Below are 16,914 nucleotides of genomic sequence, written 5' to 3'. Positions count from 1 at the left end.
GATTACGCGCCCCCTGTAGGAGCGAGGCTTGCCCGCGAAGGCGCCAGTACAGGCACTACCGCCTCTGATCCTTGCCGATTCACCCCACAAATCCCGCAGTTATTTCCCCGCCATCCCACTAGAATGCATGCCATCGGGTTATTGCCAACGGAACCACCATGCCGCTTCGCTCGCCGCTGTATTCCCAACGTTCGTTGGTCCTCACGCTGATTGCGTTATTGGGCGCCGGTTTCCTCGCCACCTCGTTTCTCAGCTACTACGCCTCGCGAGCGTCGATCCGCGACAACATCGTCAATACCGAACTGCCGCTGACTTCCGACACGGTCTATTCGGAAATCCAGAAAGACCTTGTCAGACCGATCCTGATTTCCTCGATGATGTCCCGCGACACCTTTATGCGCGATTGGGTGGTCAACGGCGAGCACGACCCCGACCAGATGACCCGCTACCTCAATGAGGTCATGACCCACTACGGTGCCTACACCGCGTTTTTCATCTCCAACAGCAGCCTGACCTACTACCACGCCAAAGGTGTGCTCAAACAGGTCAAGATCGACGAACCCCGGGACGCCTGGTACTTCCGCGTCCGCGACATGAAAGAACCCTACGAGATCAACGTCGACCCGGACTTGGCCAACAAGGACAACCTGACGTTCTTCATCAACTACAAGGTCTACGACTACGACGGACGCTTCATCGGCGCGGCCGGCGTCGGCCTGACGGTGGATGCGGTGATCAAGCTGATCGACAAGTACCAGCAGCGCTATCAACGCAGCGTGTACTTCGTCGATACCTTCGGCCGGCTGGTGCTCACCGGCGCCGAGGGCGGTCCCGAAGGCGCGCGGGCCGGCCGGAGCCTGGGCGATCTCGACAGCATGAAAGGCCTGGTCAGCCAGTTGCCCAAGCCCCACAGCGGCAGCTACGAATATTCTGTCCACGGCCAGGGACATTTCCTCAACGTGCGGTTTATTCCGGAGCTGAACTGGTACTTGTTCGTCGATAAACGCGAAGACGGCGCCCTCAGTGAAATCCGCCAGTCGCTGTACCTCAACTTGCTGATCTGCCTGCTCGTCACCTCGATTGTGCTGGTGCTGCTGAACCGGGTAATCAAACGCTATCAGGGCAAAATCCAGGCCCAGGCCATCCTCGATAGCTTGACCGAACTGCCCAACCGTCGCGGCTTCGATTTGTTGGCGGCGCAAGCCATGCACGAAGCCCAGCGCGAACCGAAACCACTGACGGCGCTGCTGCTGGACCTTGATCATTTCAAAGTGTTGAACGACACCCACGGCCACCTCGCCGGTGATCAGGTGCTGATCGGTTTCGCCCGGGACCTGGAAAGCTGCCTGCGGCATTCCGACATCGTCTGCCGTTGGGGCGGCGAGGAATTTATCGTGCTGCTCAAGGACACCGACGGTGAGACCGGTCAGAAAATCGCTGAGAAAATTCGCCAACATGTGGAAAAACAGCGTTATGCCTACGACGGCAAGGAACTGCAGCTGACCGTCAGCATTGGTCTGACCACCCTGCAACCGGATGAGACCTTGCATACGTTGCTGTCCCGGGCCGATCATGCGATGTACCGGGCCAAGCAAGCCGGCCGCAACCGCACCTGCGTGGAAATGCCTCACTCTGTTTATGAATAAGCCACAACTATGCCCGGCCTGCGGCGCTCCCAACGACTGCAGCCTGGCCGACCCACGAACCGCCGACCGCGCCTGCTGGTGCTACGGCGTCAGCATCGACCCGGCGGTCCTTGAAGCCCTGCCGGCGGAACTGCGCGACCTCTCCTGCCTGTGCCCGCGTTGTGCCCAGGTCGAGGCGCAGCTGCAAGCAGCCGCCCGGCCGATCACGTAAGATGCGCGCCCCTTCTCCGTCCGATTTCTGACCGATGCGTGTAGACCGTTTCCTCAGCAACCTGCCGCGCTTCAACCGTAAGCAGGTTCGTCTGTTGCTGGTGGAAAAACGCGTGCGCATCGACGGAAAAGTCGTCAACGATCCTCATAGCGAAGTGCTCGAATTCAGTTGCGTCGAAGTCGACGACGAAGTGCTGCAAGTCGGCAAACCGGCGCGCTACTTCATGCTGAACAAGCCGCCCGGCTGCGTCAGCGCGACCCGCGATCCGCAACACCGGACCGTGCTAGATCTGATCCACGAACCGGACAAGGATGACCTGCACATCGCCGGGCGCCTGGACTTCAACACCACCGGCCTGATGATCATCACCAACGATGGCAGCTGGTCGCGACGCCTGACCCAACCGCAAACCAAACTGCCCAAGGTCTATTACGTCGAGACCGAGCAGGACATCGGCCCGGAGTATGCAATCACCTTCAACGAAGGGCTGTACTTCGCTTTCGAGGATCTCACCACGCAACCCGCCGAGCTGGTGCTGCTCGGGGCAAGAGCGGCACGGTTGAGCATCATCGAGGGTCGTTATCACCAGGTGAAGCGCATGTTCGGCCATTTCGACAACAAGGTGCTGCGCCTGCACCGCGAAAGCATGGGCCCGCTGCTGCTCGATAACGCGCTAAAACCGGGCGAGTACCGCCCTTTGCGCACCGAAGAGATTCAATTGATCTAAGCAGGCGACCGCTCAGCAGAAGTTGTCGAACAATTTACGAATGACACTTGCGCGATGCCGTCGCCCCTGCTTGAATCAGGACGTCGGCCAGATTGTGACCGATGAGTCACAACATACTTCTAAGAAACTTTTTGCCGGTCAGGAGCTCTCAGGTTCCGCATTCCACCGGCAGACTGCCCGCCAATAACAATACCCGTCGACCTGCATTACCGGATCGACATGGGCCTCCAAATTCCAGGCGTATGCCTACCTGTCACAAAGCTCGTGCAATCTCATTTGCGCGCATACCCGCTTGCTCAGGAGTCTTATGACATGAGGCCAGAAATCGCTGTGCTGGATATACAGGGTCAGTATCGGGTTTACACGGAGTTCTATCGCGCAGACGCCGCAGAGAAGACCATTATTCTGGTCAACGGCTCGATGGCCACGACTGCGTCGTTTGCTCAGACCGTGAAAAATCTCCATCCGCAGTTCAATGTGGTGTGCTACGACCAGCCCTACGCGGGCAAGTCAAAAGCCCACAACCTGCACGAGAAATTGCTCACAAAGGAAGTCGAAGGACAGATCCTGCTTGAGCTGATCGACCACTTCGCCGCCGAACACGTGCTGTCGTTTTCCTGGGGTGGCGCCGCGACCCTGGTCGCCCTCGCCCAACGGCCACGGCGCATCGAAAAAGCCGTGATCAGCTCGTTCTCCCCGGAAATCAACGAGCACATGCGCGACTACCTGGAACGTGGCGTCGACTACCTCGGCAGCCGGGATGGCGACCGGGTCGGCAACCTGGTGAACAGCACCATCGGCAAACATCTGCCGTCGCTGTTCAAACGCTTCAACTATCGCCACGTCAGCAACCTGGCCGAACACGAATACGGGCAGATGCATTTCCACATCAGCGACCTGCTGCACAGCGATCGCCAGTGCTTCCTCAAGGCTGCCGAAAAAATCGACGTGCCGGTGCTGTTCATGAACGGCGAATGGGACGAATACACCGCCGCCGACGGCGCCCGGCTCTTCGCCAACCACGTGCAACACGCCACCTTCAGCACCCTGCAAGCCACCGGGCACTTTCTCGACATGGAACACAAAGCCGCCTGCCGAGACAGCCAAAACGCACTGCTGGGCTTCCTGAAACCCGAGCAATACGCCAGCCGACCGCGTTACCACTACGTCCAGGACCACCATGCACTGGCAATCTGAAACAGAGTCATCGCGAGCAAGCCCACTCCCCAGCGCATCTGTAGGAGCAAGGCTTGCCCGCGAATGGCCATCACGCGGTCCATGCCTTCGTGTCACTTCGTGCTAAATGCAGCGCGCATAAAGAAAAACTTCAAATCCACGCGCACATCTGGTACAAAGTCAGCCGCTCTGAGCGGGTGTCGTATAATGGCATTACTCCAGCTTCCCAAGCTGATAACGAGGGTTCGATTCCCTTCACCCGCTCCAATCGAATTTTGGTCTCACGTTGAGGTTTTTGACGGGGGATGTAGAGATAGAAAAAAAACCGGTCCTGGTGGCCGGTTTTTTTGTGGGCGGGATTTGAGTTATGTCCGCGCTTTTAAGCAGCCGTAAAACCCCGCAATACAGAAAATCTTCCGCCTTATCACAGCCTCCTAGACTCGTTCCTGCCATCTGCTTATTCGTATCCAAAGGAGCTCGGTGGTTATAGTGTTGATTAGATAAATTCAGTAGGTATAGTAACCACCTAAGCACACCACACGGAGGTGATGTGAATAGCCGATTTTTGATAAGCCAAATCGTCGCAGATGGCTGGTATCTAGTCCGAATCAAGGGCAGTCACCATCACTTCAAGCACCCGACCAAGCCGGGGCTGGTGACAGTACCTCATCCGAAAAAGGACCTGCTCAAGAAAACGGCTATGAGTATTTTGCGCCAGGCGCTGCTCTGACGAGCTCAATGCGTGATGTTCGAGGAGGACAAAGAACATGCTTTACCCAATTGCGATTTCAATGGGCGACGATGAACATGCTTGGGGCGTGGAAGTGCCGGATATTCCTGGTTGCTTCTCTGCTGGCGAGGATCTGGATGATGCGATGGCCATGACTCGCGAAGCCATTGAAGGCCATTTCGAAATTCTGGCTGAGGACGGTTCGCCGATTCCGCCTGCCAATAAAGTCACCTTGCATGCCGCCAATCCGCAATACGCAGGCTGCACTTGGGCGCTGGTGGATATTGATGTCACCAAGTATTTGGGCAAAGCTCAGAAGCTGAACATCACATTGCCTGGCTACCTGCTCAACCGCATTGATGAGTACGTACAGCATCATCCGGAAGAGAAAAGCCGCTCGGGGTTTCTGGCTTCGGCAGCGCTTAAGGTTTTGCAACAGAGCTAATGACTTTTTCTAGCATTCCCTCACCTGCAACCACCCTCCCCCTTGCGCGGCCATCAACGAATACGCGCCATCACTCTTCGAGGGAAACCAATCGGCGGCAACTCGTGCCGCTCGTGACGAACTCAATAGAGCAATCCGAACATGACGCAAAACATTTACGACGATCCGGAATTTTTCCAGGGCTACAGCCAGATGGGCCGCTCCATCGGTGGACTGGATGCCGCGCCTGAATGGCCGGCGCTCCGATCCATGTTGCCGCCGATGAAAGGTTTGAAGGTGGTGGACCTGGGCTGTGGTTACGGTTGGTTCAGCCGTTGGGCGAGTGAGCAAGGCGCTCACAGCGTGCTTGGTCTTGATGTGTCGGAGAAGATGCTGGAGCAGGCGCGTAGGACGACTTCCGCCGCCAACATCCAATATGCGCGCGCCGATCTGGAGCAACTTGACCTACCCGCAAGTAGCTTCGACCTGGCCTACAGTTCGCTGGCGTTGCACTACATCAAGGATCTGCCCGGCCTGTTCAAAAATATCCACGCAGCCTTGAAACCTGGTTCGCGCTTTGTGTTTTCCATCGAGCATCCAATCTTCATGGCGCCGCGTAATCCGGGCTGGTTGATTGATGGCGAAGGTCTTAAGCGTTGGCCGCTGGACAGTTATCAGTTCGAAGGCGAGCGGGTGACTCATTGGCTGGCTGAGGGTGTGATCAAGCAGCACCGCACGGTGGGGACTTTGTTGAATGCGTTGATTGCGGCGGGGTTCACGATTCAGCATGTGAATGAATGGGGCCCGACGGATGCGCAGGTGGCAGCGCAGCCGGCGTTGGCGGAGGAGCGTGAGCGGCCGATGATGATGTTGGTTCGGGTTGAGCGCTGAGATTGTCAATCGACTAATGGCGTAAATCCTGTGGGAGCGAGCCTGCTCGCGAAAGCTGTCTCAGGCTCAACACATGTGTTGTCTGACAGTCCGCTTTCGCGAGCAGGCTCGCTCCCACAGGTTCAGAGTTTCAAATGCCTAGCTCATTGGCCTTTTTACCGGGTTGCCACAATGAACAACCGAGGAAACGGCAACAACACCGTCCCATCCTCAAGCGCCGGATAAGCCTGCTCAATCGCCGCCAGATACTGCTTCAAATACTCCGCTCGCTCGCCCTCATCCAGCGGATCAAGAAACGGCCGCAATCCACTCCCCTTGAACCACTCCACAACCCCCGAAGCCCCACCCGCCAGCGGATGATGGTAGGTCGTGCGCCACACATCGACCCGCTTGCAGTGTGGTCGCAGCATCGAGTAGTAAGCGCTGGCACTGGCCATTTCCGTGCGCTGCCCGGCAGCGTCTGCCAATTTGCTGGCCCACGGGCCATTCGCGGCGACTTCGCGCATTAAACGGTGGGAAGGTTCATTGAGGTTGTCGGGCATCTGGATCGCGAGGCTGCCGCACTTCGTCAGTCGGGATGCCAGCGAAGGCAACAGCGCCGCGTGATCAGGCAACCACTGCAACACCGCGTTGGCGAATATCACGTCGAACGGGCCGCTATCGTTCCAGGTTCCGATGTCAACGGTGTCGAACTGCACGTCAGGCAAGCGCTTGCGGGCGGCGTCGATCATGTCGATCGAACTGTCTACGCCACGCACCAAGGCATTGTCGAAACGCTCTACCAACAACTCGGTGGAGTTGCCGGGGCCGCAGCCAATGTCGACGGCTGTGCGAGCGTCCACGGGCGGGATCGCTGCGAGCAGGTCGCGGGCCGGGCGGGTGCGCTCATCTTCAAAAGCGACGTATTGTTTGGCGGACCAACTCATTGCGTTCTCCTGTCGAGGGATTGTCCTGGCCTGGGCCGACAACCGGTTCGCTACGATACCTCGACCCGCGCGCCAGCCCTATTCGACTTATGTAACACGGTGGATCTGAAGCGCGATTTTCTTATCGCCAAATCATCGGAAATCATAACCAAATCGACCGTTCGTCGAGCGAATCGCCAAGCAATTTTGACAGCCTATATTTCGCATCTATAGTCCTAATCGCGGCCAGTCGGAAGGAACCCGACCTGTCAATTTGCACGCATGGAGCAAGGCCTGTTCAAGCCTCGTGCATGGTGGGTTCCGCCCGTAGTGTTTCAGCAACGGCCGTAAGGCAAGCAAGCGTTGTCATGCCTGGAAAGTTGCCGGGCAATCACTATGAACAAGGAGCTTTACTATGTCTCGAGTCACGGATGTGCTGGTCTCAATCGACACCGAAACCATTCTGAAAAACTACCCGAACATCAGCAAGAATCCCGCGTCGCCAACGATGATCGACGTCAATCATGTGTACATGGTGACTAACCGGGACAACGTGATCAATGGTCAGGCCGGTGGCGAACTCAACTTGAAAGCCCAGGTAGGCGACTTGATTCGCTGGCGTGAAACCAGCCTGTCGCAGAGCTTCGAGACCGCGGTGATTTTCTACAAATTCATCGGTAACGTCGGCAACGAATTGATCTCCACGCCAACGCCACGCAAGGCCACAGCCTGCGTCGCCGTTCCTAATACCAGCAACCCATCCGTGCCGAGCTGCCAGAAAGTCGACAACCATTACTGGTCTTCGGAAACCCTGTCGAGTGGTAGCGTGACCTATCACTTCCATTTCCTGATCGTCGATCGCGACTGCAAAGTCGTCGGCTGCTGCTCGTGGGATCCGTTCATCACCATCCGCAACTGACGAAGGCTGGCCCCTTGGCGACAAGGGGCCTACCCCGTTCGTTGCCGTTTCGGCAGGAACAGGATGTCTTGCATGAACCGAAGCGGCTGCCGTCTTGTGCCAACATCATGAAAGGAATCCATGATGACTTCCGAACCGATCAAATCGCCTTCATCCAGTGTCGCTACAGCCAACAATGTGTTGCTGGTGGTTGATGCTGAGTCGCTGCTTGCAAAGTATCCAACCCCCAGCCTAGACGCGGAAAACCCGACGACTATCAGCGATGAGTTTATCTACGTCGCCAGCGGGGAAGATACCGTTAAAAATGACAGTAAATTGACATTGACCACCAGTAACGGAAAAACCTTCCATATTCGTGGCAGAACCGTGAGCCTGATCGCCGAACACAGCGTCGTGTTCTACGACATGACCGTGGGCGACACCCAAGTGCTGTCGCTGCCAAAACTGCAAGTCATCAGCGGCCTCACCGTCCCAGCCCCTGACCCGGAAAACCCGACCCAACCCGGCAGCCACCTGGCCGATGATCACTATTGGGAATGCACGCACCTGAACCCCGGCGTTGCAGCCTGCGAATTGAGTTTCATGCTGGTGAATCAAAGCTGCGAAGTGGTGGGGTGTTTCAGTTGGGAGGTTGAGGTGACGCTTTCTGCTTGAACAGATCCCACAAAAAAACCTGCATCAAACTCACAAAGATCGCAGCCTTCGGCAGCTCCTACGCCGATCGCATTCCCCTGTAGGAGCTGCCGAAGGCTGCGATCTTTTAGGGCCCCCCCCCTTAAAAAAAGAAATTCCAACAAGCCGTCGCTGTCTGAATTTCAGGCGCATCCCTATAAGGAACACGGCAATGAAATTCGCAAAGATCTCCCAGAAGCTTGCCTTGTGGGCCGGCAGTCCGACGACGTTTTTGATCGCGATCATTCTGATTGTTGTGTGGGGATTGACCGGGCCGATCTTCGGCTACAACGACACCTGGCAGCTGATCATCAACACCTCGACCACCATCATCACGTTCCTGATGGTGTTCCTGATCCAGAACACCCAGAACCGCGATACGGATATCTTGCACTTGAAGATCGATGAGTTGCTGCGGGTAACGAAAGACGCGCAGAACGCGATGCTGGGGCTGGAGGCGCTGGATTTGAAGCAACTGGAAGAGTTGCGTAAGCAGTACCGCAAGATCGGCGAGGGCGAAACGATTGCCATGGACGTCGCCCCGAGCGGCGACAAGCCGAAACCAAAGTTCGACCAATGCTGAGACGCCTGTCGCGGGTGACTTCGGTCACCCGCGCCGCATAAGGGTTAGCGGCTGGCTTGCAGGGCCTTGGCCATCTGCAGGTGATTTTGCAGTTTGGGCAAGGTTTCTTCAGCAAACGCTTTGATTTCCGGAACGTCGGTGGTCTGCGCTTCCTGCTCGATCTGTGCGATGGCTTCCTGGGTGGTTTTCACCTGACTGGCCGCGTAGGCCTGGTCGAAGGTCGGGCCATCCTTCACTTCCGGGATCATCGTTTTGGACTTGTCGATCACTTCTTCCCGAGGCGCCACCGGCAACTCGAGCTTCTTGGCGATTTTAGCCAGGTGCTGGTTGGCGGTGGTCAGGTCGTTGATGACCACGACGGTGTAGTCCTTGACCTCTTTGGATTCGGTTTTCTGGTGTGCCAGGCGACTGGCTTCGATGTCGGCCATGCCTTTGGCGGACGCATCGTTAATGAAGTCGGCAGGCGACTGGGCAAAGGCGCTGCTGGCAAACAGGCTCAGCAACGTGACAAAACTGGCATTGCGTAAATGGGTGGCCATCCGGCTCATGGTCGCGCCCTCCTCGAAATAAAATTCAAACGGGAGCTTACGCCCCCGTCTCTCAATCAAAACTACTTACGCCACTACCGAGATTTCTGACCACCTTTGCGGCCCATATCGGTTTTCGCAGGGTCTTTCTCGACAGTCGTAGTGGTAGTTTTCCCACCTTTGCGACCGGCTTCAGACGCCTTCGTTCGATCGTTGGCGAAGTTTCCCGAGTTAGAGTTTCTTGAAGTAGGCATGATTCTCATCCTCTTGGTGTTGATCGCGGCGAGCAAACGCCCGCATAGGATCAGAATTCTCATCCGGGCAAAGGTTTAGAAAAACTGCGGATGCTGCGACGAACGGCAGCGAACATTCAGACTTCAAGCGGCCGGTGACGAAGACGTTTGACGGCGTACATCGCCTCGTCGGCGTGGCGGAACAATTGCTTTTCTTCAAGGCCGTGCTCAGGGTAAAGCGCGGCACCGATGCTCGGTTCGATGTTCAGGCTGTGGCCGTCCAGGCGCAGCGGTTGCCCCAGGACCTGACGGATTTTTCCGGCGACGCTTTCGGCATCTTCTGCGGCATGAATGCTGTGCAGCAGCACCACGAACTCATCACCACCGATGCGCGCCACCGTGTCGGTGTCCCGCACACAACCTTTGATACGATTGGCCACCGCTTGCAGCAGCATGTCGCCGACCGCATGGCCATGGGTGTCGTTGACCTGTTTGAAGCGGTCGAGATCGACATACAACAATGCCATTCGTCCGCCTTCTGAACGGGCAAGCGCCAGCGACGCCTTGAGCCGATCACGCAACAACTCGCGGTTGGGCAACTGGGTCAGTTGATCGTACTGGGCCATGCGCTGCAGCCGCGCGTGCAATTGTTTGCGCTCGATGGCGGTCGCCACCTGGGCGCAGACGAATTGCAGCAGTTCTTTGTCCTGCTCGGTGTAGCGTTCACCGCCCGCCTCGCTTTTGACGATCAGCGCGCCAATGGTGCCGTTTTGCGAGTTCAGCGGCACGCCGAGCCAGCAGGGTGAATCCTGCCCAGCCACCAGCACTTCGAAGCCCTCGGGCAGTTCGCTCTGGTCCGGGGTCAGCAGGATCGGCTGGCCGCTGCGCATTACCTCGGCGCACAAACGTCCGGTGACGGTACCGGGCAGTTCGGGCTGATGCTCGCGGTCATCGACGTGATAGGGGAAGTTCAGCTGCGCGCAGTGCTCGTCGTATAGCGCGACGGAAAAATTCAGCGCCGGCAGCCATTCGCCGATGATCGTGTGGATGCGTTTGAACAGCGCCAGCAAGTCTTCCGCCGCGTGAGCCGCTTCGGAAATCGCGTACAACGCCGCTTGTCGCGACTCGGCCTGCTTGCGTTCGGTGATGTCCCGGGCCACGGCGATGCGCAGTTGATCGACTTCCGACCAGCGCGCCGACCAGAGGATGTGCACCACCCCACCGTCCTTGCGCAGGTAGCGGTTTTCGAAGTTGAGCTTGGGTTCGCCGCCCATGATTTCCCGCGCGGCGTCGAGGGTACGCTGGCGGTCGCCGGGGTGCACCAGGTCGATCATCGGCCGGCCGATCAATTCGTCCGGGGTGTAGCCGAAAATACGCTCGCAGGCCGCACTGACAAATACAAAACGACCCTGTTTATCCACCGCACAAACGGCATCCAGCAACAGGTCGATGTAGCTCGCCAAAGGCGCGGAATTTCGGGTTGCCATGGTGCAGGGCGCGTTTCCGGACAATGCAGCGATAAAAAACCGTCCCTGACCGGTCAACGCCTGAGCGCTGACTGTGCGACTGACGCCTCCCTGCGTTCAGTCTCAAGCCTTGTTCGACACCAACCCCGGCAGCGCATGCGCCAGTGCGTTGATGGCGAAACCGATAAACATCACCCCGCACAACCGCGTGATCAACAACTCATGGCGTTGATACACGGTGCGCACTCGCCGCGCACCGACAATGCCTATGAGAATAGCGTACGCCAGCAATCCGCCCACGAAGCTCAGGGCAATCAGCCACGGCAACATCGACCAATGCAGCAATTCGGCGCGACTGGACAGCAGCGCGGTAAATGTCGCCACCGCCACCGGATAGGCTTTCGGGTTGGTCAGACCGAACAGAATGCCGTGCCAGAACGGCTGCCGCGCCGGCCCTTGCGGCGTATCGGCGCTGCTGCGGCGAGCACGAATCGCGCGCAGGCCGAGCCAAAACAGATACAGCCCGCTGAGCACGCCCAGCACATCAAACGCCGTGCTGCCGATTTCCCGGGCGCCGACAATCGCGATCAACGCCGTGCTGCACCAGACCACGTCCCCGAGCAAGTGCCCGCACAAGAATCCCGCCCCCGCCCGCCGACCGCGCGCCGCGCCAATTCCGAATACCGCCAGCACGCCCGGGCCGGGGGTGATGCCGTAGATGAAGCCGGAAGCGAGAACGGCCATTAGCAGCGATGGGGTCATGGGAAAAGTCCTGTTTGTGGCGATTGCTCGCAAGTCTATCGCAGGTCCTGAGGTTCAACTGACTGATCGTCGAAGAACTTCATTCCTGCGTAGGGCTTCTGCCGACAGGCGTTTAGCCGAGAGGCAAGATCACCGACGTGGACTTCAAGCTTGTGGCCATCCGGGTCGAGGAAGTAGAACGACGCGCCCTCGCTGCGGTTGTCGCGCCACTCCTTCACGCCGGCAGATCGCAGGCGCTCGACGAATGGCAGGAAATCCGCAGCGCTGAGGGTGAAGGCGTAATGGGTGTAGTCGGCGGCGGGTTCGGCGTTGCGCAGTGGGTCGAGGGACAGGCACAACCACAGGCCCGGTAGCGAGAGGTAGGCGCCGGTGTCCCAGGTTGCGTCGAGGCGCAGTTGCAGCAGGTTTTGATAGAACGCCACGCTGCGGTTCAGGTCTGTGACGGCGAGGGTCAGGTGGTTGAGGCCGGTGAGCATGGGTGATTAACCTTTGAGCGCTTCTGGCACGACGTATTGCTTACCGTCGTAGCTCAGGGTGACCTGAGTTGTCTTCAACTTTTTGGACTTGCTTTCGCACTTTTCGCCGACGACGAAGTTTTTGGTTTCAGTCACCGTGGAACTGACCACAAGATCTGCAAAGCCGTTATGCATTGTTTTGCCAATATCGACGGTTCTTTGAGTTCGATCGCCCTGCCCCGCGCAGTTGCCGTCCCATTCACCCCGGCCCATGGCAATAACCAGCCCTTCCAGCACAGGGCGCAATGCGTCGCCATCCTTGAGATACAGGGCCAGTTCGGTTTTGTGGTACGGACTTACGCTTGAGCCGTGTTCAAACTTCGATCGAATACCAAATGCGCGATCATCCGGCGTCAGTTTGTACCGCGCCGTATCAATGGCCAGCCCTTCATACGCCACGGCATCCGAATAATAGGCGTCTGTCTTGCGGTAAGTGGCCAGGGGTTTCGAGCTTGTCGAATGAATAATCGATAATTCCAGATCGACGTTTCCGCCGTCATTGTTGCCGCCTTCGGAATCCGGCTTGAATATCGATGTGGCGACGATGGTCTGGTCATCGTACGCCGGCCAGACTTTGCAAATAGTGAACGATAGCGTGCTGAAGGGCCGTTCTTCGCAACCCGCTTGCGCCTGCTGCACAACCGTAATCAAGCCAAACATGGCGAGTGAGTTCAGCAGTTTCCTTGTGGTCATCATGTTCTTCCCTGATCGATGCGCCGTCTTTAGACGCCTTTGAAGTCGCCTGGCAGCACGTAGTTTTTGCCGTCATAGCGAAGTGTTGTCTGCACCGGTTTGGCGGTCACGGAATTGGATTCACACGCATCACCCTCGCCCTTCCCAATCGTGTCCATCTTCACGGTTTTGACGATCAGATCCGCGAAGCCATGTGAACTGGTTTTGCCGATCTCCAGCGTCCGGGTGATTTCAAACCGTCCACCGGCGCAATCACCATCCCATTCTCCACCGTACTGATAGGTGATGAGTCCATCCATCACCGGACGCAGCGTGGTGCCCTCTTTGACGTACAGCGTGAGCACTGTTTCATCCGATGGATAGAGGCGTGACGAGCCTTTGAACGTGGCGCGCACACCAAAGGCTCGCAGCTCAGGCTTGAGCTTGTAGCGCGCGGTATCGAGTCCCAGGTCTTCAAAAACAACAGCATCCGACTCAAAAGCATCAGACTTGTGATACGTCGCCAACGGCTTCGACTCACCCGCCGAGACAACGGCCAGATCGAGATCATATTTCCCCTCAGGCCCGGAGCCGCTTGCCGAAAATCCCGATTCAAACTGCGACATCGCCGTAATCGTCAGCCCCGGATATGCAGGCCAATCTTTGCACGTCGAATGACCGAAATCGCCATACAACGTTGGTTTCTCACACTCAGCAAACGCCTGCGTCGCCATCACCAAACCGCACAGCGCTGCACACCCCATCAACCCAGACTTCAATGTCATTCCCTGTTCCTTGTGTGTATCAATAAATATCAGACGAATTCAGCCGCGCACTATCCTCGGCAAGAAGCGTCCGTTCAACCAATTGTTACGACCGTAACGCCCCTGCGTGTGTTTTCTGAAATTAATCAGCGACTGGTTTTATTCCCTGCTCAATCCGCCCATTCAACCAATTCAACGCCTGATCCCCACCCCGCCGCTTATGCCAGACCAACACAAAGCTAAACGACGGGATATGAAATGGCGGCGCAACGACGATCAACGACTGCTCATCAATCCCGCGCAACCCACGGGAAGCCACGGTCAGGATCAAATCCGTCCCGCTGATAAACTCCGGCGCCACGCTCCAGTGCGGCAGGCTGATGGCCACGCGACGGCGCTCTCTTAACGCAGTCAATGCCCGTTCTATTTCCGGGGTGCCGCTGCCGCGCATTTCCAGCAAGACGTGGGGGCGGGCCAGGTAGGTTGGGAGGTCGAGCGTGCCGTCGGCGGGCAGGCTGTGGCGGTCGACGAGGCAGGCGTAGTGCTCGTCGAACAGCGGCGTGCTGCGCAATTCGTTTGGCAGTTCGGGAAACACGCCCGCCGCCACGTCGATGTCACCGTTGAGCACGCCATCGAGCATGCCTTCGCGGCTGGCATGGCTGATTTGCAGGTCGATGCCCGGCGCTTCCCGGCGCAGGGTGCGGATCAGCCCCGGCAGGACGATAGCGGCGCCGTAGTCGGACATCGCGAGGCGAAAGGTGCGCTTGGCGGTGGCCGGGTCGAAGGTGTTGGGCGCCAGCAGCGATTGCACCTGGGCCAGGGCTTCGGCCAGTGGCGCGATCAACTCCAGCGCGCGAGGGGTCGGCACCAGACTGGCCCCCGCGCGCACCAGCAACGGATCGCCGAGCAGATCGCGCAAACGTCCCAACGCATGGCTGACCGCCGGTTGACTCAGGTGTAAACGCTCGGCGGCGCGGGTTACGTGTTGTTCGCTGAGCAAGGCGTCGAGGATGACCAGCAGGTTCAAATCGATGCGCCGAAGATCATTCATCTGATGCATGTTCCGGATAGCAAAACGGAATTTAAATCTGCGCGACGAATACCCTACAGTCCAGCAAAACCTGTTGGAGACATGATCATGAGTACGTTGCAGTGGGCCGGTCTGTTGTTGCTGGCGGTGATTGCCGGGGCGGTGGTGCCGTTTCAGAGTGCGATCAACGCCAACCTGAATCGCGGCCTCGGGCATCCGCTATGGGCGACGCTGGCCTCGTTGCTGGTGAGTTTGCTGGTGCTGTTGCCGATCATCCTCGCCCTGCGCTTGCCGCTGCCGTCAGTGGCGTTTATCAGCAAGGCGCCGCTGTGGATGTGGGCGGGAGGCGTATTCGGGGTGTGCTTTGTGGCGCTGGCGGTGATGTTGCTGCCGAAACTCGGCGCGTCGGGCTTTGTGGTGCTGGCGCTGGCCGGGCAAGTGATTGCCTCGATGGTGCTCGACCATTTCGGGCTGTTCGGGTTGCTGGAGCGGCAGTTGACCTTGCCTCGGGTGTTTGGCGCTGTGTTGCTGGTGGCGGGGGTGGTGTTGATTCAGTTCAGTGATTCACCTGCGAAAGCGGTGATTGCTACTTCTTGAAGATCAAAAGATCGCAGCCTCCGGCAGCTCCTACAGGGGTGCGTGGCCTCTGTAGGATCTGCCGAAGGCTGCGATCTTTTAAAACTTGTCGAGCGTGCGCAGTTTTTGCGGCAACCCCCACAACAGCAGCGCAGCAGCAATCAGCGCAGCGACACCGATGACGTACAGCGCCGGGGTGGTGCTGCCGGTCAGGTCTTTAATCCGCCCTACCATCACCGGGCTGACGATGCCGCCAAACTGCCCGAGGGTGTTGATCACCGCGATCCCGCCCGCCGCACCGGCACCCGCACCGGCCAACAGTTTTGGCGGCAGGGTCCAGAAGCTCGGGATGCAGGCAATGATCCCGGCACCGAGCAAGCCCAGCGCGACAATCAGGAAGGTCGTGTGGTTGGCGAAGATCCCGGCGCAGAAGAATCCGACCGCGCCCAGCGTCACCAGGCCGGCGACAAACTTGCGCCGCTCACCGGTCGAGTCCGACAACCGCCCGATCACCACCATGCTGATCGCGCCGCAGATATAAGGGATCGCCGTCAGCAAACCGATCATCACCGGGCTTTCTGTACCGGCGCTGCGGATCAATTGCGGGGCCCAGAAATTCAAGCCGTAGGACGCGACCTGGATCAGGAAGTAGATCAGCCCCAAGGTCAGGAACCCCGGAATCCGCAATGCCGCAAGCAATGAACCGCCGCCCTTGTGTGGCTCATGGTGGGCAATGCGACTGGCCAGCAACGTCTTCTCCGAAGGCGTCAGCCAATGCGCGTCTTCAATGCGGTCCTTGAGCAACTTCAGCACCAGGAAACCGAGCAGGATGCAGGGCACGCCGCCGAGCAGGAACAGCCAGTGCCAGCCGCGCATGTCCATCACCCCGTCGAGGTGTTGCAACACCAGACCGGAGAACGGAGCGCCGACCAGACCGGCAAACGCGGAGGACAGAAACAGCATCGAGGTGATGCGCCCGCGATAGTGCTGCGGGAACCACAGCGTCAGGTAATACAGGACACCTGGGGCAAAACCCGCTTCCATCGCGCCGATCACAAAGCGCAGCGCGTAGAACTGCCATTCGCTGTTGACGAAGACCATGGCGGCGGTAGCGACGCCCCAGGACATCATGATCCGGGCGATCCAGCGCCGGGCGCCGACCTTGTACAGCATCATGTTGCTGGGCACTTCAAACAGCACGTAACCGACCACGAACAGGCCGGCGCCGAGGCCGTAGGCGGTGTCGCTCAGGCTCAGGTCGGTCTGTAGCTGGAACTTGGCGAAGCTGATGTTGATGCGGTCGAAAAACGCGAACAGGTAGCAGACCATGATCAGCGGCATCAGGCGCCAGGCCACTTTGCTGACCAGGGCTTTTTCGACATCGTGGCTAACGGACGGGCTCGCGCCCGCCTCCAGTACATTGAGGCTCATGGGGTTTCTCCAGGCGGACTTCCCGTGGGTGTCCGATTGTTTTTGTTGTCTGGT

General features: G+C 58.2%; 21 protein-coding genes and 1 tRNA gene. 12 read left to right on the top strand and 10 right to left on the bottom strand.

The annotated features are described in order from the left end of the window. Positions 1-158: 158 nt before the first annotated feature. The 8 genes from LOY68_RS07165 to LOY68_RS07130 all read left to right on the top strand — a co-directional run bounded on the left by LOY68_RS07165 (position 159) and on the right by LOY68_RS07130 (position 5,805). The gene (locus LOY68_RS07165) at positions 159-1,646 is read left to right on the top strand and encodes a sensor domain-containing diguanylate cyclase (protein WP_265043814.1); all 1,488 of its coding nucleotides are present in this window, start codon (positions 159-161) and stop codon (positions 1,644-1,646) included. Next, the gene (locus LOY68_RS07160) at positions 1,639-1,857 is read left to right on the top strand and encodes a cysteine-rich CWC family protein (protein WP_169371209.1); all 219 of its coding nucleotides are present in this window, start codon (positions 1,639-1,641) and stop codon (positions 1,855-1,857) included. Before LOY68_RS07165 ends, LOY68_RS07160 begins: the two co-directional genes overlap by 8 nt. A 34-nt stretch (positions 1,858-1,891) precedes the next feature. Beyond that, a complete protein-coding gene (locus tag LOY68_RS07155; RefSeq protein ID WP_265043810.1) occupies positions 1,892-2,584 on the top strand; it encodes a pseudouridine synthase in 693 nt (230 codons plus the stop codon). A 312-nt stretch (positions 2,585-2,896) separates the two neighbouring features. Then, on the top strand, positions 2,897-3,781 hold the full coding sequence (locus LOY68_RS07150) for an alpha/beta fold hydrolase (protein WP_054046765.1): 885 nt from the start codon (positions 2,897-2,899) through the stop codon (positions 3,779-3,781). A 172-nt stretch (positions 3,782-3,953) separates the two neighbouring features. Then, positions 3,954-4,027 (top strand) — tRNA-Gly (locus tag LOY68_RS07145). A 283-nt stretch (positions 4,028-4,310) separates the two neighbouring features. Next, positions 4,311-4,490, top strand: a complete 180-nt coding sequence (locus LOY68_RS07140; RefSeq protein ID WP_265043808.1) for a type II toxin-antitoxin system HicA family toxin — start codon at positions 4,311-4,313, stop codon at positions 4,488-4,490. Positions 4,491-4,527: 37 nt separating this feature from the next. Beyond that, positions 4,528-4,935 carry a type II toxin-antitoxin system HicB family antitoxin gene (locus tag LOY68_RS07135; protein ID WP_265043806.1) on the top strand — a complete coding sequence of 136 codons (408 nt, stop codon included), beginning with the start codon at positions 4,528-4,530 and terminating at the stop codon, positions 4,933-4,935. A gap of 141 nt (positions 4,936-5,076) precedes the next feature. Next, on the top strand, positions 5,077-5,805 hold the full coding sequence (locus LOY68_RS07130; protein WP_265043805.1) for a class I SAM-dependent methyltransferase: 729 nt from the start codon (positions 5,077-5,079) through the stop codon (positions 5,803-5,805). Positions 5,806-5,960: 155 nt separating this feature from the next. Here LOY68_RS07130 and tam read toward each other — a convergent pair whose 3' ends face one another. After that, the gene (tam, locus tag LOY68_RS07125) at positions 5,961-6,731 is read right to left on the bottom strand and encodes a trans-aconitate 2-methyltransferase (RefSeq protein ID WP_265043804.1); all 771 of its coding nucleotides are present in this window, start codon (positions 6,729-6,731) and stop codon (positions 5,961-5,963) included. A gap of 394 nt (positions 6,732-7,125) precedes the next feature. Here tam and LOY68_RS07120 point away from each other — a divergent pair, with 394 nt between their 5' ends. The 3 genes from LOY68_RS07120 to LOY68_RS07110 all read left to right on the top strand — a co-directional run bounded on the left by LOY68_RS07120 (position 7,126) and on the right by LOY68_RS07110 (position 8,884). After that, entirely contained in the window at positions 7,126-7,629 is a 504-nt protein-coding gene (locus LOY68_RS07120; protein ID WP_163908912.1) for an inclusion body family protein, read from the top strand. Positions 7,630-7,752: 123 nt separating this feature from the next. Further along, positions 7,753-8,283 (top strand): inclusion body family protein, encoded by a 531-nt coding sequence (locus LOY68_RS07115; protein ID WP_265045752.1) that lies wholly within the window; start codon positions 7,753-7,755, stop codon positions 8,281-8,283. Between the two features lie 190 nt (positions 8,284-8,473). Continuing rightward, complete coding sequence (locus LOY68_RS07110) at positions 8,474-8,884, top strand: low affinity iron permease family protein (protein ID WP_163908910.1); 411 nt, start codon at positions 8,474-8,476, stop codon at positions 8,882-8,884. 44 nt (positions 8,885-8,928) lie between these two features. Here LOY68_RS07110 and LOY68_RS07105 read toward each other — a convergent pair whose 3' ends face one another. From LOY68_RS07105 to LOY68_RS07070, 8 genes are all read right to left on the bottom strand, one after another. Then, complete coding sequence (locus LOY68_RS07105; RefSeq protein ID WP_265043802.1) at positions 8,929-9,432, bottom strand: DUF4142 domain-containing protein; 504 nt, start codon at positions 9,430-9,432, stop codon at positions 8,929-8,931. A gap of 74 nt (positions 9,433-9,506) precedes the next feature. Then, positions 9,507-9,665 carry a KGG domain-containing protein gene (locus LOY68_RS07100; RefSeq protein ID WP_082356627.1) on the bottom strand — a complete coding sequence of 53 codons (159 nt, stop codon included), beginning with the start codon at positions 9,663-9,665 and terminating at the stop codon, positions 9,507-9,509. Between the two features lie 116 nt (positions 9,666-9,781). Then, the gene (locus LOY68_RS07095; protein ID WP_265043800.1) at positions 9,782-11,131 is read right to left on the bottom strand and encodes a bifunctional diguanylate cyclase/phosphodiesterase; all 1,350 of its coding nucleotides are present in this window, start codon (positions 11,129-11,131) and stop codon (positions 9,782-9,784) included. A gap of 102 nt (positions 11,132-11,233) precedes the next feature. Then, the gene (locus tag LOY68_RS07090; protein ID WP_054615891.1) at positions 11,234-11,872 is read right to left on the bottom strand and encodes a LysE family translocator; all 639 of its coding nucleotides are present in this window, start codon (positions 11,870-11,872) and stop codon (positions 11,234-11,236) included. Between the two features lie 35 nt (positions 11,873-11,907). Beyond that, on the bottom strand, positions 11,908-12,348 hold the full coding sequence (gene fos / locus LOY68_RS07085; RefSeq protein ID WP_265043799.1) for a fosfomycin resistance glutathione transferase: 441 nt from the start codon (positions 12,346-12,348) through the stop codon (positions 11,908-11,910). 6 nt (positions 12,349-12,354) lie between these two features. After that, on the bottom strand, positions 12,355-13,080 hold the full coding sequence (locus LOY68_RS07080) for a hypothetical protein (RefSeq protein ID WP_265043797.1): 726 nt from the start codon (positions 13,078-13,080) through the stop codon (positions 12,355-12,357). 29 nt (positions 13,081-13,109) lie between these two features. Beyond that, positions 13,110-13,844 (bottom strand): hypothetical protein, encoded by a 735-nt coding sequence (locus LOY68_RS07075; protein ID WP_265043796.1) that lies wholly within the window; start codon positions 13,842-13,844, stop codon positions 13,110-13,112. Between the two features lie 121 nt (positions 13,845-13,965). Then, positions 13,966-14,883, bottom strand: a complete 918-nt coding sequence (locus LOY68_RS07070) for a LysR substrate-binding domain-containing protein (RefSeq protein ID WP_265043794.1) — start codon at positions 14,881-14,883, stop codon at positions 13,966-13,968. Between the two features lie 78 nt (positions 14,884-14,961). Between LOY68_RS07070 and LOY68_RS07065 the strand changes: the two genes are divergently transcribed. Continuing rightward, positions 14,962-15,450 carry a DMT family transporter gene (locus LOY68_RS07065; RefSeq protein WP_265043793.1) on the top strand — a complete coding sequence of 163 codons (489 nt, stop codon included), beginning with the start codon at positions 14,962-14,964 and terminating at the stop codon, positions 15,448-15,450. A 78-nt stretch (positions 15,451-15,528) separates the two neighbouring features. On the opposite strand, the gene LOY68_RS07060 is transcribed toward LOY68_RS07065, so the two are convergent. Then, positions 15,529-16,860: an MFS transporter gene (locus tag LOY68_RS07060; protein WP_054046794.1), complete on the bottom strand. Its 1,332-nt coding sequence runs from the start codon at positions 16,858-16,860 to the stop codon at positions 15,529-15,531. Between the last annotated feature and the right edge of the window lie 54 nt (positions 16,861-16,914).

It is taken from the genome of Pseudomonas sp. B21-053, from assembly GCF_026016365.1.
Lineage (GTDB): Bacteria > Pseudomonadota > Gammaproteobacteria > Pseudomonadales > Pseudomonadaceae > Aquipseudomonas > Aquipseudomonas nunensis.
Note: the sequence above shows the minus strand (reverse complement) of the source record. Positions and strands in the feature narration are given on the sequence as shown.

Bases quoted from the DNA above. Each gene is read 5' to 3' on its own strand.
- LOY68_RS07165 (WP_265043814.1), top strand. From the start codon at position 159: ATGCCGCTTCGCTCGCCGCTGTATTCCCAACGTTCGTTGGTCCTCACG.
- LOY68_RS07160 (WP_169371209.1), top strand. From the start codon at position 1,639: ATGAATAAGCCACAACTATGCCCGGCCTGCGGCGCTCCCAACGACTGC.
- LOY68_RS07155 (WP_265043810.1), top strand. From the start codon at position 1,892: ATGCGTGTAGACCGTTTCCTCAGCAACCTGCCGCGCTTCAACCGTAAG.
- LOY68_RS07150 (WP_054046765.1), top strand. From the start codon at position 2,897: ATGAGGCCAGAAATCGCTGTGCTGGATATACAGGGTCAGTATCGGGTT.
- LOY68_RS07135 (WP_265043806.1), top strand. From the start codon at position 4,528: ATGCTTTACCCAATTGCGATTTCAATGGGCGACGATGAACATGCTTGG.
- LOY68_RS07130 (WP_265043805.1), top strand. From the start codon at position 5,077: ATGACGCAAAACATTTACGACGATCCGGAATTTTTCCAGGGCTACAGC.
- tam (WP_265043804.1), bottom strand. From the start codon at position 6,731: ATGAGTTGGTCCGCCAAACAATACGTCGCTTTTGAAGATGAGCGCACC.
- LOY68_RS07120 (WP_163908912.1), top strand. From the start codon at position 7,126: ATGTCTCGAGTCACGGATGTGCTGGTCTCAATCGACACCGAAACCATT.
- LOY68_RS07115 (WP_265045752.1), top strand. From the start codon at position 7,753: ATGACTTCCGAACCGATCAAATCGCCTTCATCCAGTGTCGCTACAGCC.
- LOY68_RS07110 (WP_163908910.1), top strand. From the start codon at position 8,474: ATGAAATTCGCAAAGATCTCCCAGAAGCTTGCCTTGTGGGCCGGCAGT.
- LOY68_RS07105 (WP_265043802.1), bottom strand. From the start codon at position 9,432: ATGAGCCGGATGGCCACCCATTTACGCAATGCCAGTTTTGTCACGTTG.
- LOY68_RS07100 (WP_082356627.1), bottom strand. From the start codon at position 9,665: ATGCCTACTTCAAGAAACTCTAACTCGGGAAACTTCGCCAACGATCGA.
- LOY68_RS07095 (WP_265043800.1), bottom strand. From the start codon at position 11,131: ATGGCAACCCGAAATTCCGCGCCTTTGGCGAGCTACATCGACCTGTTG.
- LOY68_RS07090 (WP_054615891.1), bottom strand. From the start codon at position 11,872: ATGACCCCATCGCTGCTAATGGCCGTTCTCGCTTCCGGCTTCATCTAC.
- fos (WP_265043799.1), bottom strand. From the start codon at position 12,348: ATGCTCACCGGCCTCAACCACCTGACCCTCGCCGTCACAGACCTGAAC.
- LOY68_RS07080 (WP_265043797.1), bottom strand. From the start codon at position 13,080: ATGACCACAAGGAAACTGCTGAACTCACTCGCCATGTTTGGCTTGATT.
- LOY68_RS07075 (WP_265043796.1), bottom strand. From the start codon at position 13,844: ATGACATTGAAGTCTGGGTTGATGGGGTGTGCAGCGCTGTGCGGTTTG.
- LOY68_RS07070 (WP_265043794.1), bottom strand. From the start codon at position 14,883: ATGCATCAGATGAATGATCTTCGGCGCATCGATTTGAACCTGCTGGTC.
- LOY68_RS07065 (WP_265043793.1), top strand. From the start codon at position 14,962: ATGAGTACGTTGCAGTGGGCCGGTCTGTTGTTGCTGGCGGTGATTGCC.
- LOY68_RS07060 (WP_054046794.1), bottom strand. From the start codon at position 16,860: ATGAGCCTCAATGTACTGGAGGCGGGCGCGAGCCCGTCCGTTAGCCAC.